The following is a 26,947-nucleotide window of genomic DNA, read 5'->3' on the forward strand; positions in this document are numbered from 1 at the left end:
ATGGATGTGTTGTATTTATTTTATGTATGCTGTATTTTTATTGCCTCTTTTTGCGGAAATTTGCTGTTTTTCTGTGGAAGATTAAAATTTATTCTTTCTATATAGAGATACTGCATCATATTGGTATTGTTAAAATTAGTTAAAAAGACAATCAATTCCTAATTTTGCGGCACAAAAACAAAACAATCACATCTAACATGAAAAAGTCTTTACTTTTTTTTGCCCTTGTTTTTGCTAGTTATAGTGCCGTTCAAGGTCAAACAGCAAATACTGGTTCGGTTTCAGGAGTTGTCAAAGAAGCTACTGGACAAACGGTTAAAGGAGCAACCATTAAAATTACCCACATCCCAAGTGGACAAGTAGTAAGTGGCTCAGCCGATGCCCAAGGAAAATTTCAAATTTCAAATCTTCAAGAAGGAGGCCCCTACAAAGTAGAGGTAACTTACATTGGCGAGACACCTGTTGTTTTCGAAAACATCATGCTGAAATCGGGGGAATCGTTGAATATCAATCCAATTTTTACGGCTGGATTTTCAACAAATTTGGATGAGGTTGTTGTTGTCGGTCATGGGGTTATCGATATTGCGGCAGGAAGGAAGACACCGATTGCCGTTTCGACGATCCGTAAGCAGGATTTAGAGGAAAGGGTAGGAGCACAGGATATTACTTCAGCATTAGCTAATACCCCTTCGGTTTATATCACTGGTCAGGCAAAAGGTTTTGGTGAGTCTTCTATGACAACACGTGGTTTTGATCAGTCCAATACAGCATTTTTGTTGAACGGTCAGCCTATCAATGGTATGGACAATGGAAGTGTATATTGGTCAAATTGGTCGGGACTTACAGATATTGCCTCTTTAGTGCAGATTCAACGTGGTTTGGGATCATCTAAATTAGCGATTTCATCTGTCGGCGGAACCGTAAATTACGTGACACAATCCACTGCAATGAAAGAGGGTGGTTTTGTTCGTACCACTGTTGGTAACGATATGTTTATGAAGGCAACGGTAGGTTACAATACCGGTCTTATGAAAAACGGCTTTGCTGTTTCGGCTATGTTTACACAGTGGTCAGGTAACGGTTATATGGACCATACAGAAGGTGCTGGACAAAGTTATTTCCTGTCTGTTGGATATAAAGCGAATGAAAAGCACAACCTGAACTTTATGGTAACGGGTGCACCACAGTGGCACAACCAGGGGTATACCTCAAAATTGTCTAACTATCTCGCTAATGGCAGACGTTATAACGACAATTATAAGGATGCAAACGGCGTGATGATGAATGCACAAAAGAACTTTTATCATAAGCCAGTAGCCAACTTGAACTGGGACTGGACGATCGATGATAAATCATCTTTGTCAACTGTCGTTTACGCATCGTTAGCTGCTGGGGGTGGCCAATCCTTGCGAAGCGATAAATACAATACAGGCAAATATTTAGCTGCTGATGTGAACAATCACCAATGGTTTGGTATAGTTTCTAACTATAATCGTAAACTTTCAGAATCCTTGAATTTCAATGTCGGTTTTGATGTAAGGGACTATAAAGGTACACACTATCGTAAATTGACTGATCCACTTGGAAATACAAATGGTGTTGTATTAGGCGGTAATGTTAATTTCCCTAATAAGCCATTGGTTACCAATACATACTCAACGAACCCTTGGAAAGCTTTCTCAAGTAAACCTGATTCGCGTGAAGATCGTTTAGCTTGGGATTACAATCAATACATCCGTTACGGAGGTCTGTTCGGTCAATTGGAATATGCGAAAAATGGCTTTACAGCGTTTTTCCAAGGATCGGTTTCCGAACAACAAAACAAACGTTCTGATTATTTTCAATACACACCAGGTAATGAGGATTCTAAAGACGTGAACAACTTTGGCTACAATACGAAGGGTGGTGTAAGTTATACATTGGGACATCATAGTGTTTTTGGTAATGCAGGGTACTATTCCCGTCAGCCTTATCAAAACAATATTTTCATGAATTTTGCAAATGATATTAATGAAAATGCTGAAAATGAAAAAATCCTTGGTTTAGAGGCTGGTTATAAATTTGCTTCTCGATTCTTGGATGTGAATGTGAATGTTTACCGCACAACTTGGGAAAACCGTGTTACGGGTAGTTCGAGTTTAGCGACGGCAGATGATGTGAAAAAATACAATCCAACAAACGATCCTGGTATTTTGGTCGAAGGTGCCTATTTATATACAACAAATTACGGTGTAAAACAGGTGCATAGAGGGGTAGAAGTTGATTTTGAGGCCCGCCCAATCGAAAAATTAAGCTTAACAGGGTTTTTATCGATAGGTGACTGGAAATACGATGGCGCAGTAAACTCGGTCGTACGTAACGATAACCGCGTCGAATTGGGACGTTCTCAGGTTAATTTAACCGGTGAACATGTTGGTAACGCAGCGCAAACTTCTTATGGATTTGGTGCTAAATATAAAGTGTTTAAGGGTTTGTCTGTTGACGCAAACTACAGATATTATGAGCGTTTGTATGCATCGAATTATCGTAGAGAAGTAATAGATGGCCAAACTTATGGACGCTATATGAAATTACCGTCTTTTAATCTTTTGGATGCCGGTCTTTCTTACAATGTCAAAGTAAGTGACAAGAACAGTATGAGTTTCCGTGTCAACATGAACAATGTGTTGAATAAGTTCTATATTTCGGAAGCTACTTCGAGTAACTTGGTGACAGATGTGAACAATACTTGGAATGGTATTGACACTTCCAATTTTGTTTTGATCGGACAGGGTAGAACTTGGAATGCATCTGTGAAATTTACATTCTAATAAGATTTACGTCGAATACAAAAGGCCCACAATTATTTTGTGGGCCTTTTTTTGTTTTTTAATAAAAACTTAATAATTTTAGGTGATCTAATTGTCAACCTGATGTTGCATAAATTAATTTGTCTGGAAAATTTACAGATCGGTACTGTCCATTTTTCTGCTTTTGTTGTTAATTTGGATGGTGGAAATACAGGCTTTGCTTTATTTATTAACCAAGAAAATGACCCAATCTTTATTTTTCGAAAAGAAAAGAAAAATGAGGTATCTTTCCATGTAAATGAAGAGCAATTCTTTTGGATTGTAAAAAACAGCCAGTTTACACCAGGAGAACGTCAAGACTTTTTTGCTGAATTTGTTGAATTCCTGCGTTTGATGGAAGAGAAAGTTTCCAATTATGTTTTCAAAAAGGAAAAATTAATCAAATTTACAAATTCGAGGGATATTGTCCGCTATAAATACTTATACCTGACAGGTGAAATTAGTTGATAAGAACACCCGATTATAATACCCGATCTCCCGTTAGATTTCTTTTGTAATGAAATTTAGCTTAGTTTTGGGTATGAAGCATATGTTTTCAAATCTAGCTGTCATTCTACAAAACAATACTTTTGTGGAATCAGATTTTACACTGCCGGTACCCGTACTTCTTGCTAAGTTTTCTTTTTTACCTATTTCATCATTTTTTCCGGAAGCGAGTTCATCTTTTTCCGCTGATTGGCTAGATACGGTCCAACAGAGCGCGATTAGATCTATATTGGAAGGATTTAATGTCGGAATCAGTGGCGATGGCAATCCTGTCGCTTTACTTGAGCAGGCGATTGCTTTGACTCATCATGCACTTGCCTATAGCTATTTGGGGCTTTATTATTTTAAAATAGCAGCCTATGACCAAGCTATTGCAACTTTTACAAGCGCAATAGAACAGTATAAAGAGGAACCGTTTTTTTATGCGAGCCGTTGTTTAGTTTATCGATTCATCGATGAAGACGAAGGTGCTTTCTATGATTATCAGATTGCCAAGAGACTGGATTTTAATTATCATAGTGTATTGGAATGGGCGGAGAATCAAGCTGAACTCACTTACTTTGAGGCCGATAATTTGGTTATTCAAGAGCTGGAATCGAAGCCAAAGCAGCTGAGTACTGACGAAATAAATTCATTGGGACTTGAATATGTTCATTGCTATAGCTATCTAAAAGCAATCGGTCTTTATTCTTCTGCTATTGCGGAATCCGACAATAAGGATAGCAATCTGTTTGTTTTTAGAGGAAGTTTGTACCTGAAATTGACCTGTTTTGAGTTGGCATTGTCTGATTTCAATCAGGCCATTGCTCTTGATGAGAATCGTTCCGCTGCTTATATATTTCGCGCTAAAGTGTTTGAATCCTATCGCAATTACCAAAGTGCGCTGGAAGACTATGCCAAAGCGGAGGAAATAGATCGTGATTCATCGATCGTATACGAAGAAAGGGCATCTTTGTTTGAGCGATTGGGAAATTTTGAGGAAGCATTATTGGATTTTGACCGCCTTGTTACGCTCAATCCGGAAGATTTTTATGTGTATTCATTACGGGCCGATTTGAATGAAAAGTTGGAGGATTTACCAGGCGCACTGGCAGATTACTCGAAAGCGATCGATTTGAATCCATATTATTCTGATCTGTATTCTTACCGGGCAGCAATTCGTGAAAAATTGGGTGATCCTATAGGTGCAAAAGCCGACTTGGATAAATTCAATGAATTGGAAGATGAATAAAAAAAGTCCACCAAAAGGTGGACTTTTTATACCTGCTGCTCTAACTAGAGCACCCTTTACTTAATGATCCTTTTTATCTTATTGGAACGGGTAATAAGTTTGTGCAATTTGTCATAATCCTCTGTGGCAATAGAATCGTGCAGGGATTGAAGCTGCTTGATATGTTCTTCGAGTACTTCGAGTACATTTTCGCGATTTTGCTTGAAAATAGGTGTCCACATATCGGGCGAACTTTTGGCCAGACGTACCGTAGATTCAAATCCCGAGCCTGCCAGCTCAAAGATACGTCCCTGAGATTTCTCTTTTTCCAATACCGTTAAGGCGAGGGCGAAAGAGGTCAGGTGAGAGATGTGTGATACATAAGCAGTGTGTACATCATGTTCGTCCGCATTCATAAAACAGCTGCGCATCTCCAATTGGTCGGTGATGGCATCAGCAATTTCGAAAGCATCCTCATCAGTTTTAAATGCTTCGACATACACCATCATCTTGCCTTTGAATAAGCCCGGTATTGCAGCCTCAGGCCCCGAATACTCTGTTCCGGCCATGGGATGGGCTGCAACGTAACGTCCCCGGTTAGGGTGATCCTTGATTTTGTTGAGAATATTTGTTTTTGTCGATCCCATGTCAATGACGACCTGATCTGTAACCAAATCCAAGATTTGAGGAACAACATGTAAAATGGCATCGACAGGAATTGTGAGCACCAATACTTTACAGCTCTTAATCGCATCTTCTAAGCTTGCTGTTTCGTCAATGAAGCCGATATGCATCGCTTTATCTAAGTTCTTTTGACTTTTATCTACACCGATTATTTTGTCGCAGAATTTTGTTTCTTTTAGGCGAATGGCAACTGAGCCGCCGATCAAGCCTACGCCTACAATGGCAATGTTCATATGTAAACAATTATATTAAGCGTATTTTTGTTCAAATGTTATACACCGAACGCTTTATACCCTGGTTGTTTGTCGATCAATTATTCTATCGATAATTTCAAAGCGATTAAGCTGTCGAGATATCGAATGTCTTAGAAATTATCTTTAATGCGCTGGATTGATTCTTTGAGCACCTCTACTGTGGCACAGAGACTGATGCGTATATATTGATCGCCTTTGTCTCCGAAAATTCCACCCGGTGTAATAAATACCCGTGATTTGTCCAAAACAGCATCGCTTAGCGCATAACCATCCTTATATTTTTCAGGGATGCGTGCCCATACAAACAGACCTACTTGGTCTTTTTGATAAGAACAGTCCAGTAAATCCATAATTTCATAAACCTGCTGACGTCTTTCAGCGTAAATTTTGTTTAGATCAGCATACCAGGAGGCATCAAGTTGTAAGGCTTTTGCCGCAGCCAGCTGAACAGGTAAAAACATACCTGAGTCCATGTTGCTTTTGAAACGGAGTACTTGGTTTATACGTTCTTCGGCACCCACGAGCACTCCAATTCGCCATCCCGCCATATTGGAAGACTTGCTCAGCGAATTCAACTCAATGGCCACATCTTTCGCGCCAGGGATACTCATAATGCTTCTTGGCGTATCTGTCAAAATAAAGCTATACGGATTATCGTGACAAATCAAGATGTTATGCTCTTTGGCAAATTGAATCAGCTCTTGATAAAATGCATCGGGTGCCGAGGCACCTGTTGGCATATGAGGATAGTTTATCCACATCAGTTTAACCCTTGACAAGTCTTGTTTTTTGAGCTCATTTAGATCAATAAGCCAATTTTTCTCTTGTGTAAGATTATAGGTAATCGCTTCAGCACCACTCAATCTCACTGCAGCAGCATAAGCTGGGTAGCCAGGATTGGGTATAAGCGCTTGGTCTCCTTCCTGTAGATAGGTCATACAGATGTGCACAATACCCTCTTTTGACCCTATTAAGGGTAATATTTCTGTATTGGGATTAAAAGTTGCGTTATAATAACGTTGATACCAATCTGCAACGGCTTGTCGTAGGGCGGGGGCGCCTTTATAATTTTGATAGCCATGCACATTTGGAAGTTGGGCATTCGTATTTAATGTCTCGATCACCTCCGGGTGCGGAGGCAAGTCTGGACTTCCAATTCCTAGGTTGATTACACGCGCACCCTGTTTGTTTAACTCATCTATTTCCCTTAATTTTTTGGAGAAATAATATTCTTCAGTGTGCTGCAATCTTTTGGCAACGTCTATTTGCATTTTATTTTAATAAATTTGGTATTTGAATAAGGCTAAATTAGGGAATTATCTATTAAAAGGAGATTTTTTTATCGATTTTTCAAGCAAAACAAGCTGGATGCTTTAGTCTTGAGATGCAACAATTTTATAGTCCCTTACCAGGATATGTGCTTTTCTTGATTAATTTGTTATTTTTGTTCAATTTCCTCGTCAAAAATCTGAAAGGTAGAGGAGAGACCGACGAATGACTTTTCGTATAAAGGTAATTTGTCTTAGTTCAAAATAAATGAAAACATATTTTAGGCTCTTATCGTTTGCTAAACCCATTGAGAAATTTGCAATCCCCTATGTAATTTGCACGCTGATCACGGTTATATTTAGCACCTTGAATTTAGCATTGCTTGCTCCATTACTCCATACACTTTTTAACGCTGGTAAAGAGACCGCCGAGGTCGTAAAGCCAGAGGCTTATACAGACATTCTCGCGTGGTTTAATTACTATGCCAGTGTTGCTAATAGCCAGTTTGGAGCCTATGGTGCATTGAAATACGTCTGTATTGTTATTGTGATCTCTGTATTTATCAGTAATCTATTTCGTTATTTCTGTCAGCGTATTATGGAGAATTTTCGCATTCATACCCTGCTCAAATTGCGTAGAGCGGTGTTTGATAATGTGATGGATCTGCATGTTGGCTATTTTACGGGGCAACGAAAAGGAGATATTGTTTCTAAAGTCGCGTCAGATGTGCAGGTTGTTCAGTATTCTGTTACAGGGACATTGCAGGTGGTTTTTAAGGAACCTTTGCAATTGATCGCGTATATCGTGATGCTGTTTAATATTTCTCCAAAATTGACTTTTTTCTCCCTTTTGGTTATTCCTATATCTGGATTTTTTATTGCAAGAATCGTTAAGAATCTTAAAAGTCAGGCGCATGCCGCACAGGAGTCGTATGGAAATATGATTTCCTATTTGGACGAAGCATTATCGGGGATTAAAATTATCAAAGCTTTCAATGCGGTCTCCTTTATTAAGAACAGATTTCATGATGAGAACGAACGTTATGCGAATATCGGCCGTGCTATGGCTAAAAGACAACAGTTAAGCTCGCCTGTTTCTGAGCTACTGGGTGTCATTATGGTCGCAATTATTCTTTTATATGGCGGTCATTTGGTGCTTTCAGGTGACAAGGGGTTAACTGCACCGGAATTTATCGCCTATATCGCTATTTTTTCGCAGGTGATGCGTCCGGCAAAGGCGTTAACAGATTCTTTTAGCGGTATCCACAATGGTCTTGCTGCAGGTGAAAGGGTATTGGAGCTTATTGATGAAAAGACGGAAGTGAAAGATCGCGCCGACGCGAAACTTGTGAAAAGCTTTGAGAAGAATATCGTATTTAACCAGGTCAATTTTTCGTACAGCAAAGATAAAGAGATTCTCCAGAACATCGATTTGACTATAGAAAAAGGAAAAGTCGTTGCATTGGTAGGGCCTTCAGGTGGGGGAAAATCAACTTTGGTTGATTTAATCCCGAGATTTATGGACGTCACTGGAGGGCAAATTTTGTTTGATGGTACTGATTTACGGGATTTAAACCAGGATTCTTTACGGGACATGATCGGTGTCGTCAATCAGGAGTCTATTTTGTTTAATGATACGATCTTCAATAATATAGCATTTGCTAATCTTTCTGCCAGCCAGGAAGAGGTTGAAGCCGCTGCACGGATTGCCAATGCGCATGAATTTATTTTGAAAACAGAACATGGTTATCAGACCAACATTGGTGATCGGGGCGGTAAATTATCGGGTGGCCAACGCCAGCGGATCTGTATCGCACGGGCTGTTTTAAAGAATCCACCGATCATGCTTCTTGATGAGGCGACTTCTGCGCTAGATACCGAATCTGAAAAATTGGTACAGGACTCATTATATAAATTAATGGACAATAGAACGACAGTTGTCATTGCCCACCGCTTAAGTACCATTCAGAATGCGGATATAATTGTGGTTATTGAAGCAGGAAAGATTGTAGAAGTAGGTAGCCATAGTGAGCTGATACAACGTGAAGGATTATACCGCAAATTAATCGAGATGCAACAATTTACAGATTAGCTTTCTTTTCTAAGAGGTTTGTCAAATTAGTTGTTGTCACATTTTTTATTATAACTTTTGTTGCCTTTTCGGTACATTTGATTTAAGATAGGAGATACATTTAATGAACGCAATAGATAAATTGAATTTCTTGATAAACGACAAAAACTTAGCTGTCGAGTTGAGAGATATAGCGGAGAAAGTTTTGCGAGAGGAGCGTATCACTTTTGAGGAAGGAGTGCTTTTATATGAAAAAGGTGAGCTAGGCTATCTTGGTGTGCTTGCTAACTATATTCGTGAGAAACGCCATGGAGATCATACTTTTTTCAATCGTAATTTTCACATTGAGCCGACTAATGTTTGTGTCTATGACTGTAAGTTCTGTTCGTATTCCAGGTTAATAAAAGAACGAGCAGAAGGTTGGGAGATGGAAGTTGACGGCATGATGGATATTGTTAAAAAATATGACAATGAGGCTGTTACTGAAGTTCATATCACTGGAGGGGTTGTTCCTAAACAAAACCTCGAATTTTATGCTGATTTCTTTCGCAAATGTAAGGCGCATCGCCCCGAGTTGCATATTAAAGGACTTACACCTGTAGAGTATTACTATATTTTTAAGAAGGCAAAATTAAGCCATTACGATGGCCTGAAGTATTTGCAATCTTGCGGCTTGGATTCCATGCCGGGTGGGGGAGCAGAAATTTTTCATCCAGAAATCAGAGAGCAGATTGCACATGATAAATGTACCGCCGAACAATGGTTGGATATTCATGAGCAAGCGCATAAGCTGGGAATGCATACCAATGCCACCATGCTGTATGGTCATATTGAGCAGTTTTGGCATCGTGTAGATCACATGGAGCGCCTAAGACAGCTGCAGGATAAGACTGGCGGTTTTCAGACCTTTATTCCTTTAAAATTTAGAAATAAGGAGAACCAAATGTCCCATATTCCCGAGGTATCCGTTATCGAAGACCTAAGGAATTATGCGATCGCTCGAATTTACATGGATAATTTTGATCATATTAAAGCTTATTGGGCAATGATATCGAGAGATACGGCCCAGTTGTCCTTGGCTTTTGGGGTCGATGATATCGATGGAACATTGGATGATACGACAAAAATATACAGCATGGCAGGAGCAGAAGAGCAAAAGCCAGGGATGACCACACAAGAGGTTGTCGAGCTGATAAAAAATGTTGGACGCCATCCGATAGAAAGAGATACCCTCTACAATGTGGTGACCGATTATAATGATTTTGTTTTTGATCAAGGTGATCAAAAGAAAAGCTATTATGCATTACCTGTTGTCAATTCCTAACTCATATCGCACGTTGAAAAAGACATTTTATTTTATACGACACGGACAGACTGATCTAAATTTAAAAGGTATTGTGCAGGGACGGGGTGTTAATTCCCCGCTCAATAAGATGGGCATAGCTCAAGCTCAGGCTTTCTTTGATCGCTATAAGACGGTGCCTTTTGATAAGATATATACCTCCACTTTATTGCGTACGCATCAAACTGTACAGGGATTTCTTGATTTGGATTTACCTTGGGAACAGCTTGTTGGTTTGGATGAAATAAGCTGGGGAGTTTATGAAGGAAAAGAACAAACACCAGAGTTGCTAACTGGTTTTGAAAAATTGGTCGCAGCATGGCGCAACGGAGAATTGGATGTCAGTATTGAAAACGGAGAGTCTCCTTATGAATTGATGGCTCGTCAACAAGTCGCCTTGGATCATATGCTCGCTCAGGCAGATGAAAAAAACATATTAGTCTGTATGCACGGTCGTGCTTTACGGATTATGCTTTGTCTAATGACAGGTGTCGATGCCCGTTATATGGATGATTTCCCGCATACAAATACTGCTTTATATAAATTGCTGTATGATAATGGTCAATTTGAGATTGTGGACCATTACAATACCGCACACTTAGAAGCATTGATAAATGAATAAAATTAGAGTTTCTGCCGTATCGTATACCAATACTTATCCATTTTTGAATGGAATACGTAAATCGAAAGTGATGGAGCAAATCGACTTGAGCGTTGATTATCCAAGTGCCTGTGCACAGAAAGTAATCGATGATCAAGCTGATATCGGTATTATACCCACAGCTGCCTTATTAAGTCTTCCCGAGTATTATATTAATACCGATTTTTGTATCGGCACAGAAGGTGCTGTCGATTCTGTCTTTATTTTTGCCAATAAGCCTATTGATGAGGTCAAAACTTTACGTTTAGATAAGCAATCGCGCACGTCAAATGGTTTAGCACGTGTATTGATTAAAAATTATTGGAAAAAGGATGTAGAATTGATCACTGATGAATCTATAGAGCCAGATGCCTATGTTCTAATTGGGGATCGTACTTTCGGTAAGAAGAATGCAGTACCCTATGTTTATGATTTGGGGGAAGAGTGGTTTAACTTCACCGGATTACCTTTCGCTTTTGCCTTATGGGTAAGTAACAAAAAACTTCCCGACTCTTTTGTGGAGCAATTTAATGAAGCTTTAGCATATGGCGTTGAACATGCAACCGATGTGATAGCCGGTCTCCCAGAATTTGAGGGCTTTGATTATACCAAATATCTGACGCAGCATCTTAATTTCCATTTGACAGATAAGAAACGCGAAGCTGTGCAGTTGTATCTCCGGTATTTAAAAGAACTGGATTAACCTAGGGCGCTTGACCTGAACAGGACCCATGACATACCCTGAAAAATTTTAAATTAGCATCGCCAGGTAGGCCTTACACGGCATTGTGAAGGTTTACCTGGCGATTGATTCCCCGGGGGTACTACCCCCCTGATAAATTCCCTTTATTTCTTGCTTTTGTTTATAACGACTTCGATAAGGCTTATAACTCCGATTACACCATGTTTGGAATTAAAAGGGTAACAGTACCCTTTTTACAGGGTATTAACAGGGGGTTAATAGGGGTACACCCCTGTTAACCCCCTGTTATACCCCTGCTAACCCCCTGTAATACCCCTGTTAGTATCAAACATGATGTTAACCAAGAGTTAATCAGGTCCCTATAAAAAAAACCACTCATTGAGTGGTTTTTATATCGACTTATTTAAACGACAATGCAGGTCTCCTTATGCATTAATCACAGTTGGATAATGGATCTGACCTTCGCCACCGAAATAGATAAGGAGGATCTCTTGGAGCGCGAAGAACTAGGTACGTCCAATTTTTACTTTACGTCCTTTGATTTTTTGCCCACTAGCCTTATTGATAATAACGGAAGCAAGCTTTCTTTTAACGGCAACATAAGCTACTTTATCTTTCACTTCTATTATACCGATGTCGTCTTTTTCCACACCTTCCAAATGTAGAAGAAAACCTACGATGTCAATTTTATTGACTTTATCTTTTCGTCCAGCACTGATATAAAGTGTGGCGAAAGGTGAATTTTCCGGAAGATCATAGTATTCTGGAAATTCCTCTTCAGGTATTTCTTCCGCTATATAGGGATAGGCTTCTTCAGGCTTTAAGATGACATAGACATCACCCTTTGCCTGCATACGCGCAGTACGTCCATTGCGATGAATAAAGCCATCTTCTTTATGCGGTAGCTGGTAATGAATAATGGCATCGACTTCGGGGATATCCAGCCCTCTTGCAGCCAAATCGGTCGTGATTAAAACATTGTTGGAATGATTACGGAATTTGAGAAGCGCCAGCTCACGATCTTGCTGTTCAAGTCCGCCATGAAAAGTGTCGTGAATAATATTGCGATTGTCCAGCAGTTCGCTGATGTGATCTACTGCATCGCGATGATTACAGAAAATAATCATTTTTTTCGTTCCGATCTTGCAGATGAGTTTTAGTAATGCCTCCAATTTCTTTTGAACAGGGGCAACGACCTTTTTTATTGTAATGCGGGGTATGTTCTGTGAGTTATTCAGAAAATCAACAAGAATAGGCTCCTTTATCTGTGTAAATGGCGGGATTACATCCATCATCGTTGCAGAAGTCAATATCCTTGATCTGATGGCTGGTATATGTCGAATAATGAAATCCATTTGATGCTGAAATCCCAGTTCCAACGATTTATCAAATTCATCTAACACAAGGGTGTGGATACTGGTCGGATCAAAATTTCCTTCTTCGATATGTTGTTTTATACGTCCTGGAGTTCCTATAATAATTGCGGGAGCATCCTTGAATTCATTTTTTTCGATACGGGTACTATGACCGCCATAGGCACAGGTGACTTTGTGACCTGTGCCCACCTTGCGTAGCACTTGCTCTATCTGTAAGGCAAGTTCGCGGGTTGGCACTAAAATCAGTACTTGAACCTCCCGAACGATTTCCCTCAATTGCGCTAAAATGAGCAATGAAAAGGCCAAGGTTTTGCCAGATCCTGTGGGTGAAAGTAAGATGAAATCATGGTCTTTTTGGAACGATTCCACTACTTTTTCTTGCATCTCATTTAAGGATGAAATGCCTAATTTATTTAAAATAGCTTCTAGCTGCATTTAGCAAAAATACAAAATACCGCTATCTTGAAAGGAACAAACTAGAATGAAAATTTTTTAGGCATTTTATACCTAAAAAAACAAGGTAATCGGTCTATAAAAGATGATTACCTTGCGCTGATTTGTATCGATATACTGGAAAACGCGGTATAGTTGCCGCGTTATTAATTCTTAATAAGTATTGTTTTATAAGATATCAATACCTTCTTGTCTTAGCGTTTCTTTTTTGTCCTCTTCCCAGATACTGACTTGGACTTCTCCAATATGTTGTTTCTTGAGCATAAACATACAGACACGTGATTGTCCGATCCCACCGCCCATAGATTCCGGTAATTGATCATTAAGAAGCATGCTATGGAAAGTCAGTTTGGATTTTTCAGTGCAATTTCTGATTTCCATTTGATGTGCCAAAGCGGTTTTATCGACGCGAATTCCCATGGAAGAAAGCTCAAATGCTGAATTTAAGATCGGGTTCCATACGAGAATATCGCCGTTCAATCCTTTGTGCCCAGCCTCATTGGCAGTGCTCCAGTCGTCGTAGTCCGCTGCGCGTCCATCGTGTGCAACACCATTGCTCAGTGCCCCTCCGATACCGTATAAAAACACAGCACCATATTCTTTTGTGATTGTATTTTCACGTTCCTTTGCACTTAGATTAGGATATTTTTGCAGTAGTTCTTCAGCCGAAATGAATGTAATGGTTTCCGGAAGAATCGCTTTTACCTGTGGATACTTGCTTTCAACCTGTTGTTCTGTAAATCGTAACGCATCGTAAATTTTTAATACGGTTTCTTTCAGTAAGGCCAAATTACGTTGATCTTTATCGATTACTTTTTCCCAATCCCATTGGTCTACATAGATCGAGTGAATAGGGGTGTAATCTTCATCAGGACGCAGGGCTTTCATGTCTGTCACAATGCCTTCCCCAGGTAACATTTCAAGCTCTTTTAAACGGACTCTTTTCCATTTTGCCAATGAATGTACCACGACAGCCCTTTTTTCATTCAATGATTTAATCGGAAATGATACGGGACGCTCAATTCCATTTAAGTCATCGTTTAATCCTGTGCCGTCTAAAACCACCAATGGTGATGAGATCGGAATTAAATTTAATGCTTTCTTTAGTTGTTGGACAAATGTATCTTTAACGAAGCTGATAGCAACTTCGGTACTTAAAAGTTTTCTTCCCTCCATATGAGTCAAATGAAATACCATACATGGATTGATATGCATGGTTTTATTTTTTTATTCAGTTATTTCATACAAAAGTATGAAAATATCATTAGTTAATCTGTTTGGTTGTGATTTTTAATATTTATCCATTAAAAAGTTGAAAAAATAAAAAAATTCCAACAAAATGAAGGTAGGTCAATATTTAATTATAAAACTAATAATTTGTTGGTGCAACCAAAAGTGTTTGGTTACTTACCAAAAGAGCCCTGAAATATTTCAGGGCTCTTTTGTTTATGGTGGATCGATTGATTGATTAAACGGAGAAGCTTTCGCCACATGCACAGGTCCGGCTCGCATTCGGGTTGTGGAATTCAAAACCCTTTCCGTCCAAACCATCGGAATAATCCAATTCTGTGCCTGCTAGATATAAAAATGATTTTATATCCAAACAGACCTTCACGCCTTTATCTTCGAAAAATTGATCACCTTTTTTTTCTTCGTTATCGAAGTTCAGCTTATAACTCAAGCCCGAACAACCGCCACTTTCCACAGCAACACGCACAAAGTAATTGCTGTCATATTGCTCATCCTTCATGATTTCCTCGATACGAGATTTTGCTTTGTCAGTAACTGTAATCATAGTAATATCCTTTGTATGACACAAAGATACATACAATCTCGTTATATTTCGTCTGTTATAAAGTTTTTAGAATGTCATAAATTAATCGATCAGGCCAGCTTTGAAAAGCTGCCAGATGGGGGATTGATCGCGGATTTTACGAACGGCTTCTGTGATCAATTGGGCACAACGTATAATATCCTCTTGAGTCGTAAATATGCTTAAGCTAAAGCGAATGGCCGATAATGCGTCTTCTTTGGAAATGCCCATAGCCATTAAAACATGGGAAGGTTCCCTGGATCCGGTCACACAGGCCGAGCCCGAGGAAAGCGCCAATGCAGGGCAGGTAGTCATTATTTCGCTGGCCAGTATGTGTTTAAAACTAATGTAACTGGTATTTGGTAGGCGGGGTACATTTTTTCCATGAATGATGATTTCAGGAATGGCACTTAAAATTTCTTCCAATAGATTGCGGTTTTGTTCGACCGTATTATAAGATGTTGGCTTAATCAGAGACATGGCTTTTCCAAAGCCGACGATAGTTGGCACGTTGTATGTCCCGCCTCTAAATCCGCCTTCCTGACCACCACCCACAATTAATGGGGTAATCTGAATCGGCTTTGATTTTCGACGAATGTATAAGGCGCCGATTCCCTTTGGGCCATGAAGTTTATGCGCACTCAGACATAAGAGGTCGATAGGGATTTTTTGTAGATCAATGTCGATTTTTCCAACAGCCTGCGTTGCATCACAGAAGAACAAGATATCTTTCTCTGTACAAATAGTAGCAATTTGTGCTAGCGATGTACATACCCCTGTCTCGTTATTAGCGGCCATAATGCAAACGAGTATGGTCTGGGCACTCATCGCATTTTTCAAGTCGTCTATATTGATCATTCCTTGTGCATCGACGGGGAGATAGGTGATCTGTGCTCCTTTTTTCGTCAATTGTTCACAGCAACTTAAGACAGCCTTGTGTTCTGTTGAAACGGTGATAATATGATTCCCCTTGGATTGATATTTGTCAAATATGCCACAGATTACGGTATTAATACTTTCTGTTGCACCTGAATTGAAAAATAGTTCTTTCGGTGAGCAATTCAGCACTTCAGCTATCTGCCCTCTGGCAAGTTGGATGGCAGCGTTGGCTTCACGCCCCATTTGGTGATAAACACTCGATGCGTTCGCATAGTTTTGGATGAAGTAGGGAGTCATGGTATCCCATACTTCATCCAAAATTCGAGTTGTTGCGTTGTTATCCAAATAAATGATATCCTTCATCAGGATAAAGATAAGGATAATGAAGGTTATGCTGAAGCCTTCACATCAACTTCCTTTTTTTTGACATTCGGATCATATCTTAAGCCCGGAGTTAACCAATACATCAGTATGATACGGGAATAGCGGTAGTTGAATGGCGACATTAAAACAACGCTCATGATAGCAACTGTTGCATAAAGTATAAAAGAAGAATCATTGCCTGTTAGGATATAGGTTGCCATACAGGCAGTAACCATTTCGGCGATGGAGAACGCATAGGTAACATACATGGCACCATAAAAATAACCTGGCTCACGTTCGTAACGAAGTCCACAGTATTCGCAATGGCTATTCATTTTTTGTACTTTCAGACCGTATGCAGGCCCTTGATACACATGGCCGATTCTGCATCTTGGACATTTTGCTTGCCATGCTGCTTTAAATTCAGATAATTCGTATTTAACCTCTTCCATAGTTATAGTTGTTTTCTGAACTCTTCTGGTGTGAGCCCAGCGGATTTTTTGAAAAATTTAGTAAAGTATGAGTTGTCCTTAAATTGCAGCTCATCTGCAATTTCGGTAATATTTAAATTTCTATTGACCAGGAGCCGCTTCGCTTCAAGGACAATGCGGTTCCGGATGATTTCTCCAGCAGATTGTCCAATATAGGATTTGCAGATTGCATTCAGATGATTGGGCGTAATAAATAACTGATCTGCGTACACACTGGGCAATTTGGTAGACTTGAATTGCTGTTCAACCAATTGCTGAAAACTATTGAATATCTTGTGATTATATGGCGTACTGTGTTCTTGATGATCCTTTTCTGTAGCAATCGATATATATAATATAAACTGCAATAAAAGTGTACGGATATAGTCTTCTGGTAATCGTTCCGCTTTTGCAGATAAGATTTGATCGAGAATAGCCGTCGCCTGGGGTCGATATTGTTCAGCTAAAACAAATATCAGATGTTCAATTTTACCCTGTAAAAAGCTAAAGCGCTCCAGGTAATCGGTCCGTAAGAGAAAAGACTGAAAGTAATCAATGGAAAAATTGACAACATAACCATCTTCGTCACCTGTAAAGTTCCAGGTATGAACCTGGCCCGGTACCATAAAATAGATTTGATATGGTTCAATGTTGTAATGATTGAAATCGATAATGTGTTCCCCTGAGCCTTTAGTGAATAGTACAAAATGAAAAAAATTATGTTTGTGAGGAAACACCATATCCTGATGCTTGATGATATATTCTTTTAGATCATCAATATGAATCGTTGTATTATTGTTGAGATCAATACTACAACTATCAATGATAGGAATGGTGTTTTTTCTATTCATACAGCAAAATTACACTAAATATTCTTTTAATAGTGGTGTTTATTTGTTCTTTTGTGGTATTTTTCAATGATTTTGATCTTTTGATAGTGCGTGGGCGATGTTGGAACAATCCTTGTGTCTAAAATTTTAAAATATATTTATAAATGGAAAGTAATTTGAATAGCCTAGAAACGAGATTTGGGCGTTTGACAGACATTGTGATTGAGTCTATTCCGGGGATTATAGGGGGGATTATCCTATTGATTCTTGGTAAATATGTGATTGGTTTTGTGGACCGATTATTACATAAACGTTTTGAAAGGAAAAATGTGGATCCTTCGATCCGGGCTTTTATCTCTAGCATCGTCAAGATTGTCATGTGGGTGATGTTGCTTCTTACTGTAGCCAGCCAGATTGGGATTCAGACAACCTCGTTTATCGCTGCATTGTCTGCTTTTGGATTGGCTGTTGGTATGGCACTTCAGGGCAGCTTGAGCAATTTTGCTGGCGGAGTGCTCATATTGATGTTTAGGCCTTTTGAAGTGGGAGATTCAATTTCGAGCGCAAATGGTACCGCAGGTACGGTAGAAAGGATTGATATCTTGTATTCTACTTTAATAGGGGATGATGGGGTACGTGTTTTTAGTCCTAATGGCCCCTTGGCTAATTCGGTTATCAAAAATTATACGAAAATTGTGCAACGGATGTTTGAATATACCATCAGTATCTCGTATGATAAAAACGTGAAAGAAGCGAAAGATATCATATTAAGGGTTCTCCGTTCGAATGAGAATGTGTTGACAACTCCGGAGCCAACTGTTTTCATCAAAGAATTGGGAGATAGTGCCATGGTATTGACCGTTCGTGCCTGGACGAAAAGAGAGCATTATGTCGCTGCTCGAAACTCGATGCAGGAAAAGATTATGTTGGAGCTGGAAAGGAACGATATTAGTTTATCTTCCAATCCGACGCAGATTAGCATTGTTTCAAATTCAAGTGACCAAGGAACTGCAAAAGCTTAGTCCTGGTTCGTTTCCAATGCATGTATAAGGACAAAGTACCTGTAGGCAATGATAGCCTGCTGGTGCTTTTTTAATTTTAACGGATCCATCTTACCGTATTTTGGTAAGATGGCTTTATTTAAGCTATTTAAAAGCTGAAAAAATCTTCGTTTCATTGATATATTTCTTTATTGATAATTTGTGGCATTTTTTCGCCTTTGATTGCTGCCAGTACATTGCTGGCGGCCATAAGTGCCATATTATCCCTTGTTTCTACGGTGGCAGAGCCGATGTGCGGCAGGATACAAACATTTTCCATCGTTAAGAGTGGGTTTTTTGGATCCATCGGCTCCGGGTCTGTTACATCAAGCCCGGCTCCCCATAATTGGCCAGTCTGCAGGGCTTCTGTTAGATCCAATTCATTGACCAATCCGCCCCTAGCAGTATTCACTAATATAGCGGAGTTTTTCATGCGCGTAAACGTATTTTTGTCAAACCGGTTTTTAGTCTCCGCAGTCAAAGCTGCATGGATTGAAAGTACATCGCTCCGCGTGAGCAGATCGTCGAAATTAACATATCGTGCGCCAAGAATTTGTTCAGCTTCCTCATTACGGCTCCGATTGTAATAGATAATTTCCATGTTATACGCTGCTTTGGCTTTTCTGGCGAATTCAAAGCCAATTCGTCCCAGTCCATAGATGCCCAGTGTTTTGTTATTGAGCTCGACGCCTAGGTTTGCAGTGGGATCAAAACCTTTCCATTCGCCCTGCAAAATTCTTTTGTGGTTGAAAAATGCTTTCCGCGATACCGATAGCATCAAGAGGAAAGCAACGTCTGCTGTTGCTCCCGAAAGGATGCCTGGTGTATTGCTTACGGGTATTCCATGCTGTGTTGCGGCTGAGATATCCACATTGTCATAGCCGACGCTCATGAGAGATAGGGCTTTTAGGTTGGGGCAGTTTTGAAAAAAATTAGCATCAAACTTTTGCATCCCACCGTTAAGGACATAGTCGGCCTGTTGGCTAGCTTTGATAAGCTCCGTTTCGGATAGGGGGGTGCTTGAATCGTGTATAGAAATGTCGTGCCCTGCAGATTTTAATAGATCTATGCCTTTTTGTGGAATTTTTTTAGTGATAAATATCTTCATGTAAATAGATGCTGTTTAGCTTGTTGTTGGTTGATTCCTCTGAATCCATTTGTTTTGTCCTATCTTCAAAATTAATGATCACTCATCGCTATTACAACAAAAAAAGCCATATTGTTGTTTCAATATGGCTCATTATTTCTTGTTTTTTGAACTTTACTTTTTACGGAGTAGGTAATCCAAGATAGCTTTACCCTTGTCATCGGCAGAGATGGCTGAATTGGACAAGATGACTACGCCACTTTTTTTGTCGGGCGATAAGGCTAGATAGGAGCTGCTTCCAGCAGTTCCGCCATTGTGCCAATAAACCGTTAGGTCGTCAATCAAATTCATATGCCATGCGAGTCCCAGGTCTGTGTCTGGGGGTAGAAAAAATGTAAATAACCGGGTATTTGCCATCGCATTTTCCAAGGGAGTCTGCGGCATCTTAAATTGTGCATTCGCAAATTTAAGCAGATCCTCCAGAGTCGATTTTAATCCGCCAGCGGGACCGAAAGAGTCAAATGACCAAGGAACTACTTCTTGGCCTTCTTTGTTATATACTTTAAAAGTATCTTTTCTTTTAGGGTCTAATACTTGAAAGGTATTACTCATTTCAAGTGGTTTACAGATAATGTCTTTTACAAGCTGATCATAACTTTTTTTATAGATACTGCATATAATGTCTCCTAATACGGCGTAACCAAGATTGCTGTACTCATATTCTTCACCTGGATTTTTTTTATTTTTAAAGCTTGCGAGGTAATTATAAAGTGCTTTTTTGTCGTATGTTTTGTAGGGATCGTTTTCGTTAAATCCTTTTACTTTGTCAAGATTGTCAGGAAGTCTAGGTAAGCCAGAGGTATGATTGGCCAGCATTTGAAACGTTATTTTCGAAAGCTCTTCATTTTTCTTGAGTGTATCAGGGAGAAATAGCGCGATAGGCTGATCTAAGGTTATCGTTCCTTCTTCGACAAGATTTGACAAAAGTATAGCCGTAAAAACTTTGCTCAGTGAACCGATCTCATAAATAGACGTTTTTGTAGGCGGAGTTTGGTTGCCTTTGGCCGTCTCGCCATAGAAATAGGTTTTGGTTTGTCCATTTTTTAGAATGCCAATTGCAAGTGATTGCGTATTTTGTTGTTTCAAATAGGCATTTGCAACTGAATCAACAAAAAGATCGTCGTTATCGACTGATTTCTGTGTGGCAGGTACCACAATAGTTTTTTCCACTTGAGGCTTTATTGCCAAAGGAGTGAATTTTAATGTATTGAATTTTAGACTTGTATCTGTTGCAAAAAGAACCTCATACGATTTGCTGTCGAAGTCCATCTGATAAGTTGCAAGCCCTTTTTCAAATTCTTTTATCGTTGAGCTTTTTACTCTTCCTAAGGGATAGAACTCCTGTAGTACTTGGGTGAATTTGGCTAGGCTAAATTGTTGTTTGAAGGAATTACTGGCCAAATTATAGGCAGAGTCTGTCATCTGGGAATTGATAAAAAATTCCAGCCTATTATAAACTCCTCTGTTGACCTGTTCCTCAGGATTCGTTTGGGCAAAGGAGTAAGATGTGATGCCCAGCAATACTATTGTAATAAAATGTTTCATAACTATTGATGGGCACAAATCTACGGAATGTTTAAATTCCAATCAATTGTTTTAATCGTGCATAGCCTGATTTACTGATATTGAGCTTTTCGCCCGATGTCAGTGCAGCAATATAAGAATCCTTTTCATAAGGTTCCAATTTGGCCAACTGATCCACTTTAATGATAAAAGAACGGTGTATGCGGACAAATTGATTTGGATCCAAAGATTTTTCAAAAAATGCCATTGTTTTATTTTTCAGGTACATGCCATCTTTGGTATGAATTTTAACATAATCATCATAAGACTCCAGATATTTGACTGTATCAATCGGAATAATCTTGATCTGGGTGCCTGTTTTTACAACAATACGGTCGATTTTTGTTTCGTCTTGCGCCGTAAGTACTTCGTAGTTGGGTTGGACTTTTTTCTCAGGTGCGGAGTAGCTTGTTCTGAATTTTTCTAAAGCTTTTTTGAATCGTGTTGGTGATACCGGTTTTAATAGATAATCCAGGGCGTTCTTTTCGAAAGCTTTCAAGGCGTATTCGTCAAAAGCGGTCGTAAAGATGACTGCAGGAGGATCGTCAACGAGTTCAAGCATTTCAAATCCGGTCAATTTGGGCATTTGTACGTCCAGAAAAATTAAATCCGGTTCGTGCGCATGGATAGCCTTAACTGCTTCAAAGCCATCACCGCATTCTGCCATGATGGATATATCGTCTTCATTTTTTAGGTAACCCGCAATAATGGAGCGTGCAAGGGGTTCATCATCGATAATAACGACTTTAATCATATTGAGGTATTTTTAGGGTGCTAATAAATATGTTGTCCTGAATTTGAGTTTCCAGTAGATCATTTCTTCCATACAGGAGATATAATCTGCGCTGAATGCTCGATAGCCCAAATCCGGTGCCTTTTTTCGGTTTTGACTGTTCTTCGGTGTCGAAGGGGTTGGTAATCTGAATCAGCAGCTGACCATCATTCGAATGGCATTTTATTTTAATTTCTACTTGATCCGTTACATTGTATAAGCCGTGTTTAATCGCATTTTCTACCAGTGGTTGAATAATCATGGCTGGTAATCTATTGTTGAAAATTTCTTCTGAGGAAGAGATGGATGTATTTAGTCGATGACCGAAGCGTACTTTTTCAATATCGAGATAAAGTTGAAGGTGATCGAGCTCTTCTTCAAGTGTGATAATTTGATTGTTTTCTTTTCTTAATGTTCCTCTTAAAAAGTCCGATAGTTGGAATGTCATGTTTCGGGCTTCATCCGGATTGGCACCAATAAGTGCTATAATGGAGTTGAGGCTATTGAACAGGAAATGAGGCTGTAACTGTTGTCTTAAATTATACAGTTCGGCTTCCCGAAGTAAATTTTCGGATTCCTGCTTCCGCTTGATATTGTTGATGTTGTCTTCCTGAATATTCCAAACGATATTGATAATGGCAACAGAAGTCAAAATGAGGAAGTTAACGATACCCCGATAGGGTAATGTTAAATCCAGCAAAGGGGTAAAGGTCGATTGGATAAAGTAACTCATCAAGAATCGGCTTAATGCGATGCTTATTGCGCCCATGATTAAACCGATGATGAGTACCTTCCAAATCTCCCGGGGTTGTGGGGTATAGAAATTGAGTGCTGATGACATGCCATAACAGCAAAACATCATAACAATACTGTTTATGAATGAATCTTTGAATGCGAGTTGTTGGTCAAAACCAGAACGAAGCATCAATAAATACTGTAACGCGAGATATCCGATAAATACGGATATGCAGATAATGCCAATTAATCGACTTTTAACACTGAGGAACAGCTTACTTTTCATCTATTAAGCATTTTTTATGGTTAAATTACCTAAAATACAGGTGCCTGTTATATAGATTTTTTTATCTGTATCGGGGTTATAAATCGTTTGGAACCGGCGGTCATCGACAGAACCCAAGATTGAGGCGACGTTGCTAAATACCGTCCAATGCGGAGGTATAATAATACGTGCGCTGCCAAACAATTGGAATGTATCGATCACAATAGGCTGCTGAATATCTGCTTTTGTTAAATCCAGCTCTACACTTCCAAATACATTGGTCAAATTGCCCCCTCTAAAATGTTTGGAATAGATTACTTTCTTTTGGCCTGCAAAGATGGTGTTCAGATTGAGGTTGTCCTCAAATGACTGGTGAAAGGAATCTTTATCTTTGTCGCCAAAAGCCTGCTGATTAGGCGAGGCTTGTTGGCTTGAACCGTATTGTTCGTTAAATGGTCTTGATTCCTGGTCAGTAAGACTGCTATCTGTAACACCCTCCGAAGGTACATTGACTCGCTTATCCCAGTCGTAAGAGCCTTGCGGCGGATTAGGGAAGGTTGGAGGAGCCATCGGAGGTTTCCTTTTGCTCATGATAAAGTAAATCCCGAGAGAAATGATGATGATTGGGACGGTTACGGAACCAAAGTCTGTGCGCATCATTCTTGAAATAAGGCTTGCTCCGCCTATGATCAGTAGGATAATTGCCGATTTTTTCTGAAATTGGGAATTTATACCGATGACCAATCCAATGATGATTAATATCGTTTGCCAGCCAAATAACCAATCCGGAAACCAGCTTCCTAAATTTAGGTTATTCAATAATAAGAATATACCTACGATGATCACAATCGCTCCTACAATATTGCGGCTATTATTGCTGTTTGGTATGATGGGTTCTTTTTCCATAATGTTTTTACTATTTATGACTCAAAGATAGAGGCACAAATATATTCTACATATTTGCTTTAGGTAATACAACTTATATTTTCGGTAAATGTAATGATTTCGTCGGTAAAAAATCTTGTTGTTTATTTTTTATCCCGGCTATAAATAGAAGTGAACTGCCATTTTTATGCGTAATTGTCTTTTTTTTTAATATTATTTGGTGTATTAAAATGAATTATTATATATTTATCAAAGATTAAGATTACTTTAAACTTAAATAACAACCAATGGGAGATTTTGAAAACAAAGAACGTGAAGAAGTTTTTTCAAAAAAGGTGAGAGCAGGTAAGCGTACTTATTTTTTTGATGTAAAAGCAACTCGATCGAACGATTACTACATTACTATCACAGAAAGCAAGAAGCGCTTTGAGGATGGCCAGTTTATTAAGCATAAGATTTTCTTATATAAAGAAGATTTTGAGAAATTCGCTGATGGTTTGACGGATGTGGTTAATTACATCAAGTCTAATCAGGAAGTAATCGAGAAACGTTATGAGCCTAACTTTGATGATGCATACGCTGAGGAAGCGGATGTTCGGTCAAAAGATGATTTTTCGTTCTAGTATCCGTAGAACGAAATCTTAATGAAAAAAAGAAATAAAAGCCACTGTTGTGGCTTTTTTTATGGTTTTATATTCGATGCCGCACTTGACGACCAAGGTGATGGTTATAATGGTATATTTCGCAGGAAATCATTGAGCACCGCATTGAATTTTTCGGGTTCCTCGAGATTTGGCAGGTGCCCGGATTCTTCAAACTCCATATAGCGGACGTCGGGTATATTTTCGATAAGGATATTTGTTTGCTCTTCGCTCATCAACTTGTCGTGTTTACCTTTTATGATCAGTGTTGGAATAATAATTGTCTTCAACGAATGGGTTGTATCTGTTCGTGAAGCAAGAGCGAGTTGTGTCGCGCAAATGCTGGCGACTTCATTTCTGCGAATACAGCTTTTGATGAGTTCAACAGCTTCGGGGTTTTCACGGATTGTTTTATCGTGAAACACGTTTGCGATAAAGCCAATGGCAAATGGTCTTCTGCCATATTTTAATAAAGCCTGAATGGAATCAAAACGCTTTTGTTTGCCTTTGTTGTCGTCGGAAAGAGAATTCGTGTCACAGAGGATAAGTCCTTTGAGCTGTTGTCCGATCAGTTCATAGGTTCTGAGGGCGATGTAGCCACCCATAGAGATTCCACAAAGGATGACATGATTGAGGTCGAGTTTACGAATAAACTCCACAAGATCTTTGGCAAAAACATCGACGGAGAAAAAACCATGTCCATTGGTACTTAGGCCATGTCCTCGAACATCAATGGCGATGCCTGTATAATCTTCGTCGAGTTGTAGGAGTTGTTGTTTCCAGGTGTTTTTGTTGAAGGGGAAACCATGGATGAAAATGACTGTTTTCGGAGAGGGGTATAATTTGCTTGGGCGAATATAGTAAGAGATACTGATATCTCCGATGCGAATTTTACTGAGTTTTAATTCTCTTTTGCTCATGAATGCTAACATTTGTCCGTGTCTGAAAAAAAAAGTTGATATTTTAAATATAATATTATCAACGAGATAAAAGAAATGTTGTTGTATAAAGTTTAAAAAAGAGAAAAAATGTTTGTTAAATCGATAAATATAACGATATTTGCATCACCAAAACGGAAAAGGATAACGGATTTGTTTTGGTTGCCTAGCGCTCCTAGCTCAATTGGATAGAGCATCTGACTACGAATCAGAAGGTTAGGGGTTCGACTCCCTTGGTGCGCACAAATACAGTTTTTGTATTTTTTAAAGAGGCATTCCTAGCTCAATTGGATAGAGCGTCTGACTACGGATCAGAAGGTTAGGGGTTCGACTCCCTTGGAGTGCACAAATAAAAGCCAGTCAATTTGATTGGCTTTTTGTTTTTAGAAGCATTATTGCAGGGCAGTCGATGGAAGGAGGGGACGTCTTTTTGAAAAAAAATTTGTAAAAAAACGAATTCTGACTATATTTGCGTCACCAAAACACATGGGACAGAGTTCTAAACGTAATGGTTTATTGCGCTCCTAGCTCAATTGGATAGAGCATCTGACTACGGATCAGAAGGTTAGGGGTTCGACTCCCTTGGAGCGCACAACTGAAAAGCCTAGTCATCATCTGTGATTAGGCTTTTATTTTTTAACTCGTTTTAATTTCTTAAATAAAACTATGCTAAACCTTGTAATATTTGGCCCTCCGGGTGCAGGTAAGGGAACCCAATCTGCAAAGCTTATTGAAAAATATCAATTGGTTCATGTTTCCACTGGTGATATTTTTAGAGCACATATTAAAGGTCAAACGCCACTTGGTCAACAAGTGAGCCAGATTATTGCTGAGGGAAATTTAGTGCCAGATTCGATTACTATAGCAATGCTGGAAGAGGAAGTAAAGAAAAATCCGGATGCAAAAGGATTTATTTTTGATGGATTTCCTCGTACTGTTGCTCAAGCTGAGGCATTGGATGCTTTTTTAGAAGGTATCAATACCTCAATCTCGGTAGTAATCGCACTGGATGTGAATGAGGATGAATTGAAAGCACGCATCGCTAAACGTAAGGAAATTTCTGGTCGTGCGGATGATGATGCTGATAAATTGGTGAAGCGTATTGATGAATATTTCACGAAGACGATTCATGTGTTGCCGTATTATGAGGCACAAGGTAAACTTTCTAAAGTGAATGGTATCGGTGATATCGATTCTATCTTTAAAAGTTTAACAGATATCATCGATAATTATTAATTAAAATAAGTACTTTTTAGACTGTAATAAATTG

General features: G+C 39.2%; 25 protein-coding genes and 3 tRNA genes. 13 read left to right on the forward strand and 15 right to left on the reverse strand.

Annotation, left to right across the window (positions count from 1 at the left end; all coding sequences use genetic code 11):
- Positions 1-197: 197 nt before the first annotated feature.
- The 3 genes from A9970_RS24015 (at position 198) to A9970_RS24025 (ending at position 4,566) form a co-directional block, all read left to right on the forward strand.
- Positions 198-2,810, forward strand: coding sequence for a TonB-dependent receptor (locus A9970_RS24015; RefSeq protein ID WP_182984008.1), 2,613 nt, complete (start codon positions 198-200; stop codon positions 2,808-2,810).
- 102 nt (positions 2,811-2,912) lie between these two features.
- Positions 2,913-3,296 carry a hypothetical protein gene (locus A9970_RS24020; RefSeq protein ID WP_088162243.1) on the forward strand — a complete coding sequence of 128 codons (384 nt, stop codon included), beginning with the start codon at positions 2,913-2,915 and terminating at the stop codon, positions 3,294-3,296.
- Positions 3,297-3,345: 49 nt separating this feature from the next.
- Entirely contained in the window at positions 3,346-4,566 is a 1,221-nt protein-coding gene (locus A9970_RS24025) for a tetratricopeptide repeat protein (RefSeq protein WP_182984009.1), read from the forward strand.
- A gap of 56 nt (positions 4,567-4,622) precedes the next feature.
- Here the strand turns inward: A9970_RS24025 and A9970_RS24030 are convergent, their stop codons facing one another.
- Positions 4,623-5,462: a prephenate dehydrogenase gene (locus tag A9970_RS24030; RefSeq protein ID WP_075993419.1), complete on the reverse strand. Its 840-nt coding sequence runs from the start codon at positions 5,460-5,462 to the stop codon at positions 4,623-4,625.
- A 131-nt stretch (positions 5,463-5,593) separates the two neighbouring features.
- On the reverse strand, positions 5,594-6,754 hold the full coding sequence (locus A9970_RS24035) for a pyridoxal phosphate-dependent aminotransferase (RefSeq protein WP_182984010.1): 1,161 nt from the start codon (positions 6,752-6,754) through the stop codon (positions 5,594-5,596).
- 265 nt (positions 6,755-7,019) lie between these two features.
- Here A9970_RS24035 and A9970_RS24040 point away from each other — a divergent pair, with 265 nt between their 5' ends.
- From A9970_RS24040 to A9970_RS24055, 4 genes are all read left to right on the forward strand, one after another.
- Positions 7,020-8,843 (forward strand): ABC transporter ATP-binding protein, encoded by a 1,824-nt coding sequence (locus A9970_RS24040; protein ID WP_182984011.1) that lies wholly within the window; start codon positions 7,020-7,022, stop codon positions 8,841-8,843.
- 103 nt (positions 8,844-8,946) lie between these two features.
- Entirely contained in the window at positions 8,947-10,146 is a 1,200-nt protein-coding gene (gene mqnE / locus A9970_RS24045; RefSeq protein WP_120332600.1) for an aminofutalosine synthase MqnE, read from the forward strand.
- A 13-nt stretch (positions 10,147-10,159) separates the two neighbouring features.
- Positions 10,160-10,786, forward strand: a complete 627-nt coding sequence (locus A9970_RS24050) for a histidine phosphatase family protein (protein ID WP_182984012.1) — start codon at positions 10,160-10,162, stop codon at positions 10,784-10,786.
- On the forward strand, positions 10,779-11,507 hold the full coding sequence (locus A9970_RS24055; RefSeq protein ID WP_153845842.1) for a menaquinone biosynthetic enzyme MqnA/MqnD family protein: 729 nt from the start codon (positions 10,779-10,781) through the stop codon (positions 11,505-11,507). The genes A9970_RS24050 and A9970_RS24055 overlap by 8 nt, the downstream gene beginning before the upstream one ends.
- Positions 11,508-12,013: 506 nt before the next feature.
- Here A9970_RS24055 and A9970_RS24060 read toward each other — a convergent pair.
- The 6 genes from A9970_RS24060 to A9970_RS24085 form a co-directional block, all read right to left on the reverse strand.
- Positions 12,014-13,267 carry a DEAD/DEAH box helicase gene (locus tag A9970_RS24060; RefSeq protein WP_259655469.1) on the reverse strand — a complete coding sequence of 418 codons (1,254 nt, stop codon included), beginning with the start codon at positions 13,265-13,267 and terminating at the stop codon, positions 12,014-12,016.
- A gap of 237 nt (positions 13,268-13,504) precedes the next feature.
- Positions 13,505-14,551 (reverse strand): aspartate--ammonia ligase, encoded by a 1,047-nt coding sequence (gene asnA, locus A9970_RS24065; protein WP_259655470.1) that lies wholly within the window; start codon positions 14,549-14,551, stop codon positions 13,505-13,507.
- 253 nt (positions 14,552-14,804) lie between these two features.
- Positions 14,805-15,131 carry an iron-sulfur cluster assembly accessory protein gene (locus tag A9970_RS24070; RefSeq protein ID WP_153845844.1) on the reverse strand — a complete coding sequence of 109 codons (327 nt, stop codon included), beginning with the start codon at positions 15,129-15,131 and terminating at the stop codon, positions 14,805-14,807.
- Positions 15,132-15,212: 81 nt separating this feature from the next.
- The gene (locus A9970_RS24075; protein ID WP_220801690.1) at positions 15,213-16,391 is read right to left on the reverse strand and encodes a cysteine desulfurase family protein; all 1,179 of its coding nucleotides are present in this window, start codon (positions 16,389-16,391) and stop codon (positions 15,213-15,215) included.
- 26 nt (positions 16,392-16,417) lie between these two features.
- Positions 16,418-16,843: a DUF983 domain-containing protein gene (locus A9970_RS24080; RefSeq protein WP_046675442.1), complete on the reverse strand. Its 426-nt coding sequence runs from the start codon at positions 16,841-16,843 to the stop codon at positions 16,418-16,420.
- A 2-nt stretch (positions 16,844-16,845) separates the two neighbouring features.
- Positions 16,846-17,712, reverse strand: a complete 867-nt coding sequence (locus tag A9970_RS24085; RefSeq protein WP_153845846.1) for an AraC family transcriptional regulator — start codon at positions 17,710-17,712, stop codon at positions 16,846-16,848.
- A 143-nt stretch (positions 17,713-17,855) separates the two neighbouring features.
- Here A9970_RS24085 and A9970_RS24090 point away from each other — a divergent pair, with 143 nt between their 5' ends.
- On the forward strand, positions 17,856-18,713 hold the full coding sequence (locus tag A9970_RS24090; protein ID WP_153845847.1) for a mechanosensitive ion channel family protein: 858 nt from the start codon (positions 17,856-17,858) through the stop codon (positions 18,711-18,713).
- Here A9970_RS24090 and A9970_RS24095 read toward each other — a convergent pair.
- The 6 genes from A9970_RS24095 to A9970_RS24120 all read right to left on the reverse strand — a co-directional run bounded on the left by A9970_RS24095 (position 18,710) and on the right by A9970_RS24120 (position 24,119).
- Positions 18,710-18,868, reverse strand: coding sequence for a hypothetical protein (locus tag A9970_RS24095; protein WP_182984014.1), 159 nt, complete (start codon positions 18,866-18,868; stop codon positions 18,710-18,712). The two genes, A9970_RS24090 and A9970_RS24095, sit on opposite strands and share 4 nt — an antisense overlap.
- Positions 18,865-19,839, reverse strand: a complete 975-nt coding sequence (locus A9970_RS24100; protein ID WP_182984015.1) for a D-glycerate dehydrogenase — start codon at positions 19,837-19,839, stop codon at positions 18,865-18,867. Before A9970_RS24100 ends, A9970_RS24095 begins: the two co-directional genes overlap by 4 nt.
- A 153-nt stretch (positions 19,840-19,992) precedes the next feature.
- Positions 19,993-21,423 carry a serine hydrolase gene (locus A9970_RS24105; protein ID WP_182984016.1) on the reverse strand — a complete coding sequence of 477 codons (1,431 nt, stop codon included), beginning with the start codon at positions 21,421-21,423 and terminating at the stop codon, positions 19,993-19,995.
- Positions 21,424-21,454: 31 nt separating this feature from the next.
- Positions 21,455-22,195 carry a LytTR family DNA-binding domain-containing protein gene (locus A9970_RS24110; protein WP_153845850.1) on the reverse strand — a complete coding sequence of 247 codons (741 nt, stop codon included), beginning with the start codon at positions 22,193-22,195 and terminating at the stop codon, positions 21,455-21,457.
- On the reverse strand, positions 22,188-23,234 hold the full coding sequence (locus A9970_RS24115; protein ID WP_120332608.1) for a sensor histidine kinase: 1,047 nt from the start codon (positions 23,232-23,234) through the stop codon (positions 22,188-22,190). The genes A9970_RS24110 and A9970_RS24115 overlap by 8 nt, the downstream gene beginning before the upstream one ends.
- A 3-nt stretch (positions 23,235-23,237) precedes the next feature.
- On the reverse strand, positions 23,238-24,119 hold the full coding sequence (locus A9970_RS24120; protein ID WP_182984017.1) for a LiaF transmembrane domain-containing protein: 882 nt from the start codon (positions 24,117-24,119) through the stop codon (positions 23,238-23,240).
- Between the two features lie 266 nt (positions 24,120-24,385).
- On the opposite strand from A9970_RS24120, the gene A9970_RS24125 reads away from it, so the two are divergent.
- Positions 24,386-24,721: a DUF3276 family protein gene (locus A9970_RS24125; protein WP_075993406.1), complete on the forward strand. Its 336-nt coding sequence runs from the start codon at positions 24,386-24,388 to the stop codon at positions 24,719-24,721.
- Positions 24,722-24,825: 104 nt separating this feature from the next.
- Here the strand turns inward: A9970_RS24125 and A9970_RS24130 are convergent, their stop codons facing one another.
- Positions 24,826-25,659, reverse strand: coding sequence for an alpha/beta fold hydrolase (locus A9970_RS24130; protein WP_088163631.1), 834 nt, complete (start codon positions 25,657-25,659; stop codon positions 24,826-24,828).
- Between the two features lie 187 nt (positions 25,660-25,846).
- Here A9970_RS24130 and A9970_RS24135 point away from each other — a divergent pair.
- The 4 genes from A9970_RS24135 (at position 25,847) to A9970_RS24150 (ending at position 26,913) form a co-directional block, all read left to right on the forward strand.
- Positions 25,847-25,920, forward strand: a tRNA-Arg gene (locus A9970_RS24135).
- Between the two features lie 29 nt (positions 25,921-25,949).
- A tRNA-Arg gene (locus tag A9970_RS24140) sits at positions 25,950-26,023 on the forward strand.
- Positions 26,024-26,195: 172 nt separating this feature from the next.
- A tRNA-Arg gene (locus A9970_RS24145) sits at positions 26,196-26,269 on the forward strand.
- Positions 26,270-26,343: 74 nt separating this feature from the next.
- On the forward strand, positions 26,344-26,913 hold the full coding sequence (locus A9970_RS24150) for an adenylate kinase (RefSeq protein WP_046675448.1): 570 nt from the start codon (positions 26,344-26,346) through the stop codon (positions 26,911-26,913).
- Positions 26,914-26,947: the final 34 nt, after the last annotated feature.

The organism is Sphingobacterium sp. UME9 (assembly GCF_014170215.1).
GTDB classification, from domain to species: domain Bacteria; phylum Bacteroidota; class Bacteroidia; order Sphingobacteriales; family Sphingobacteriaceae; genus Sphingobacterium; species Sphingobacterium paramultivorum.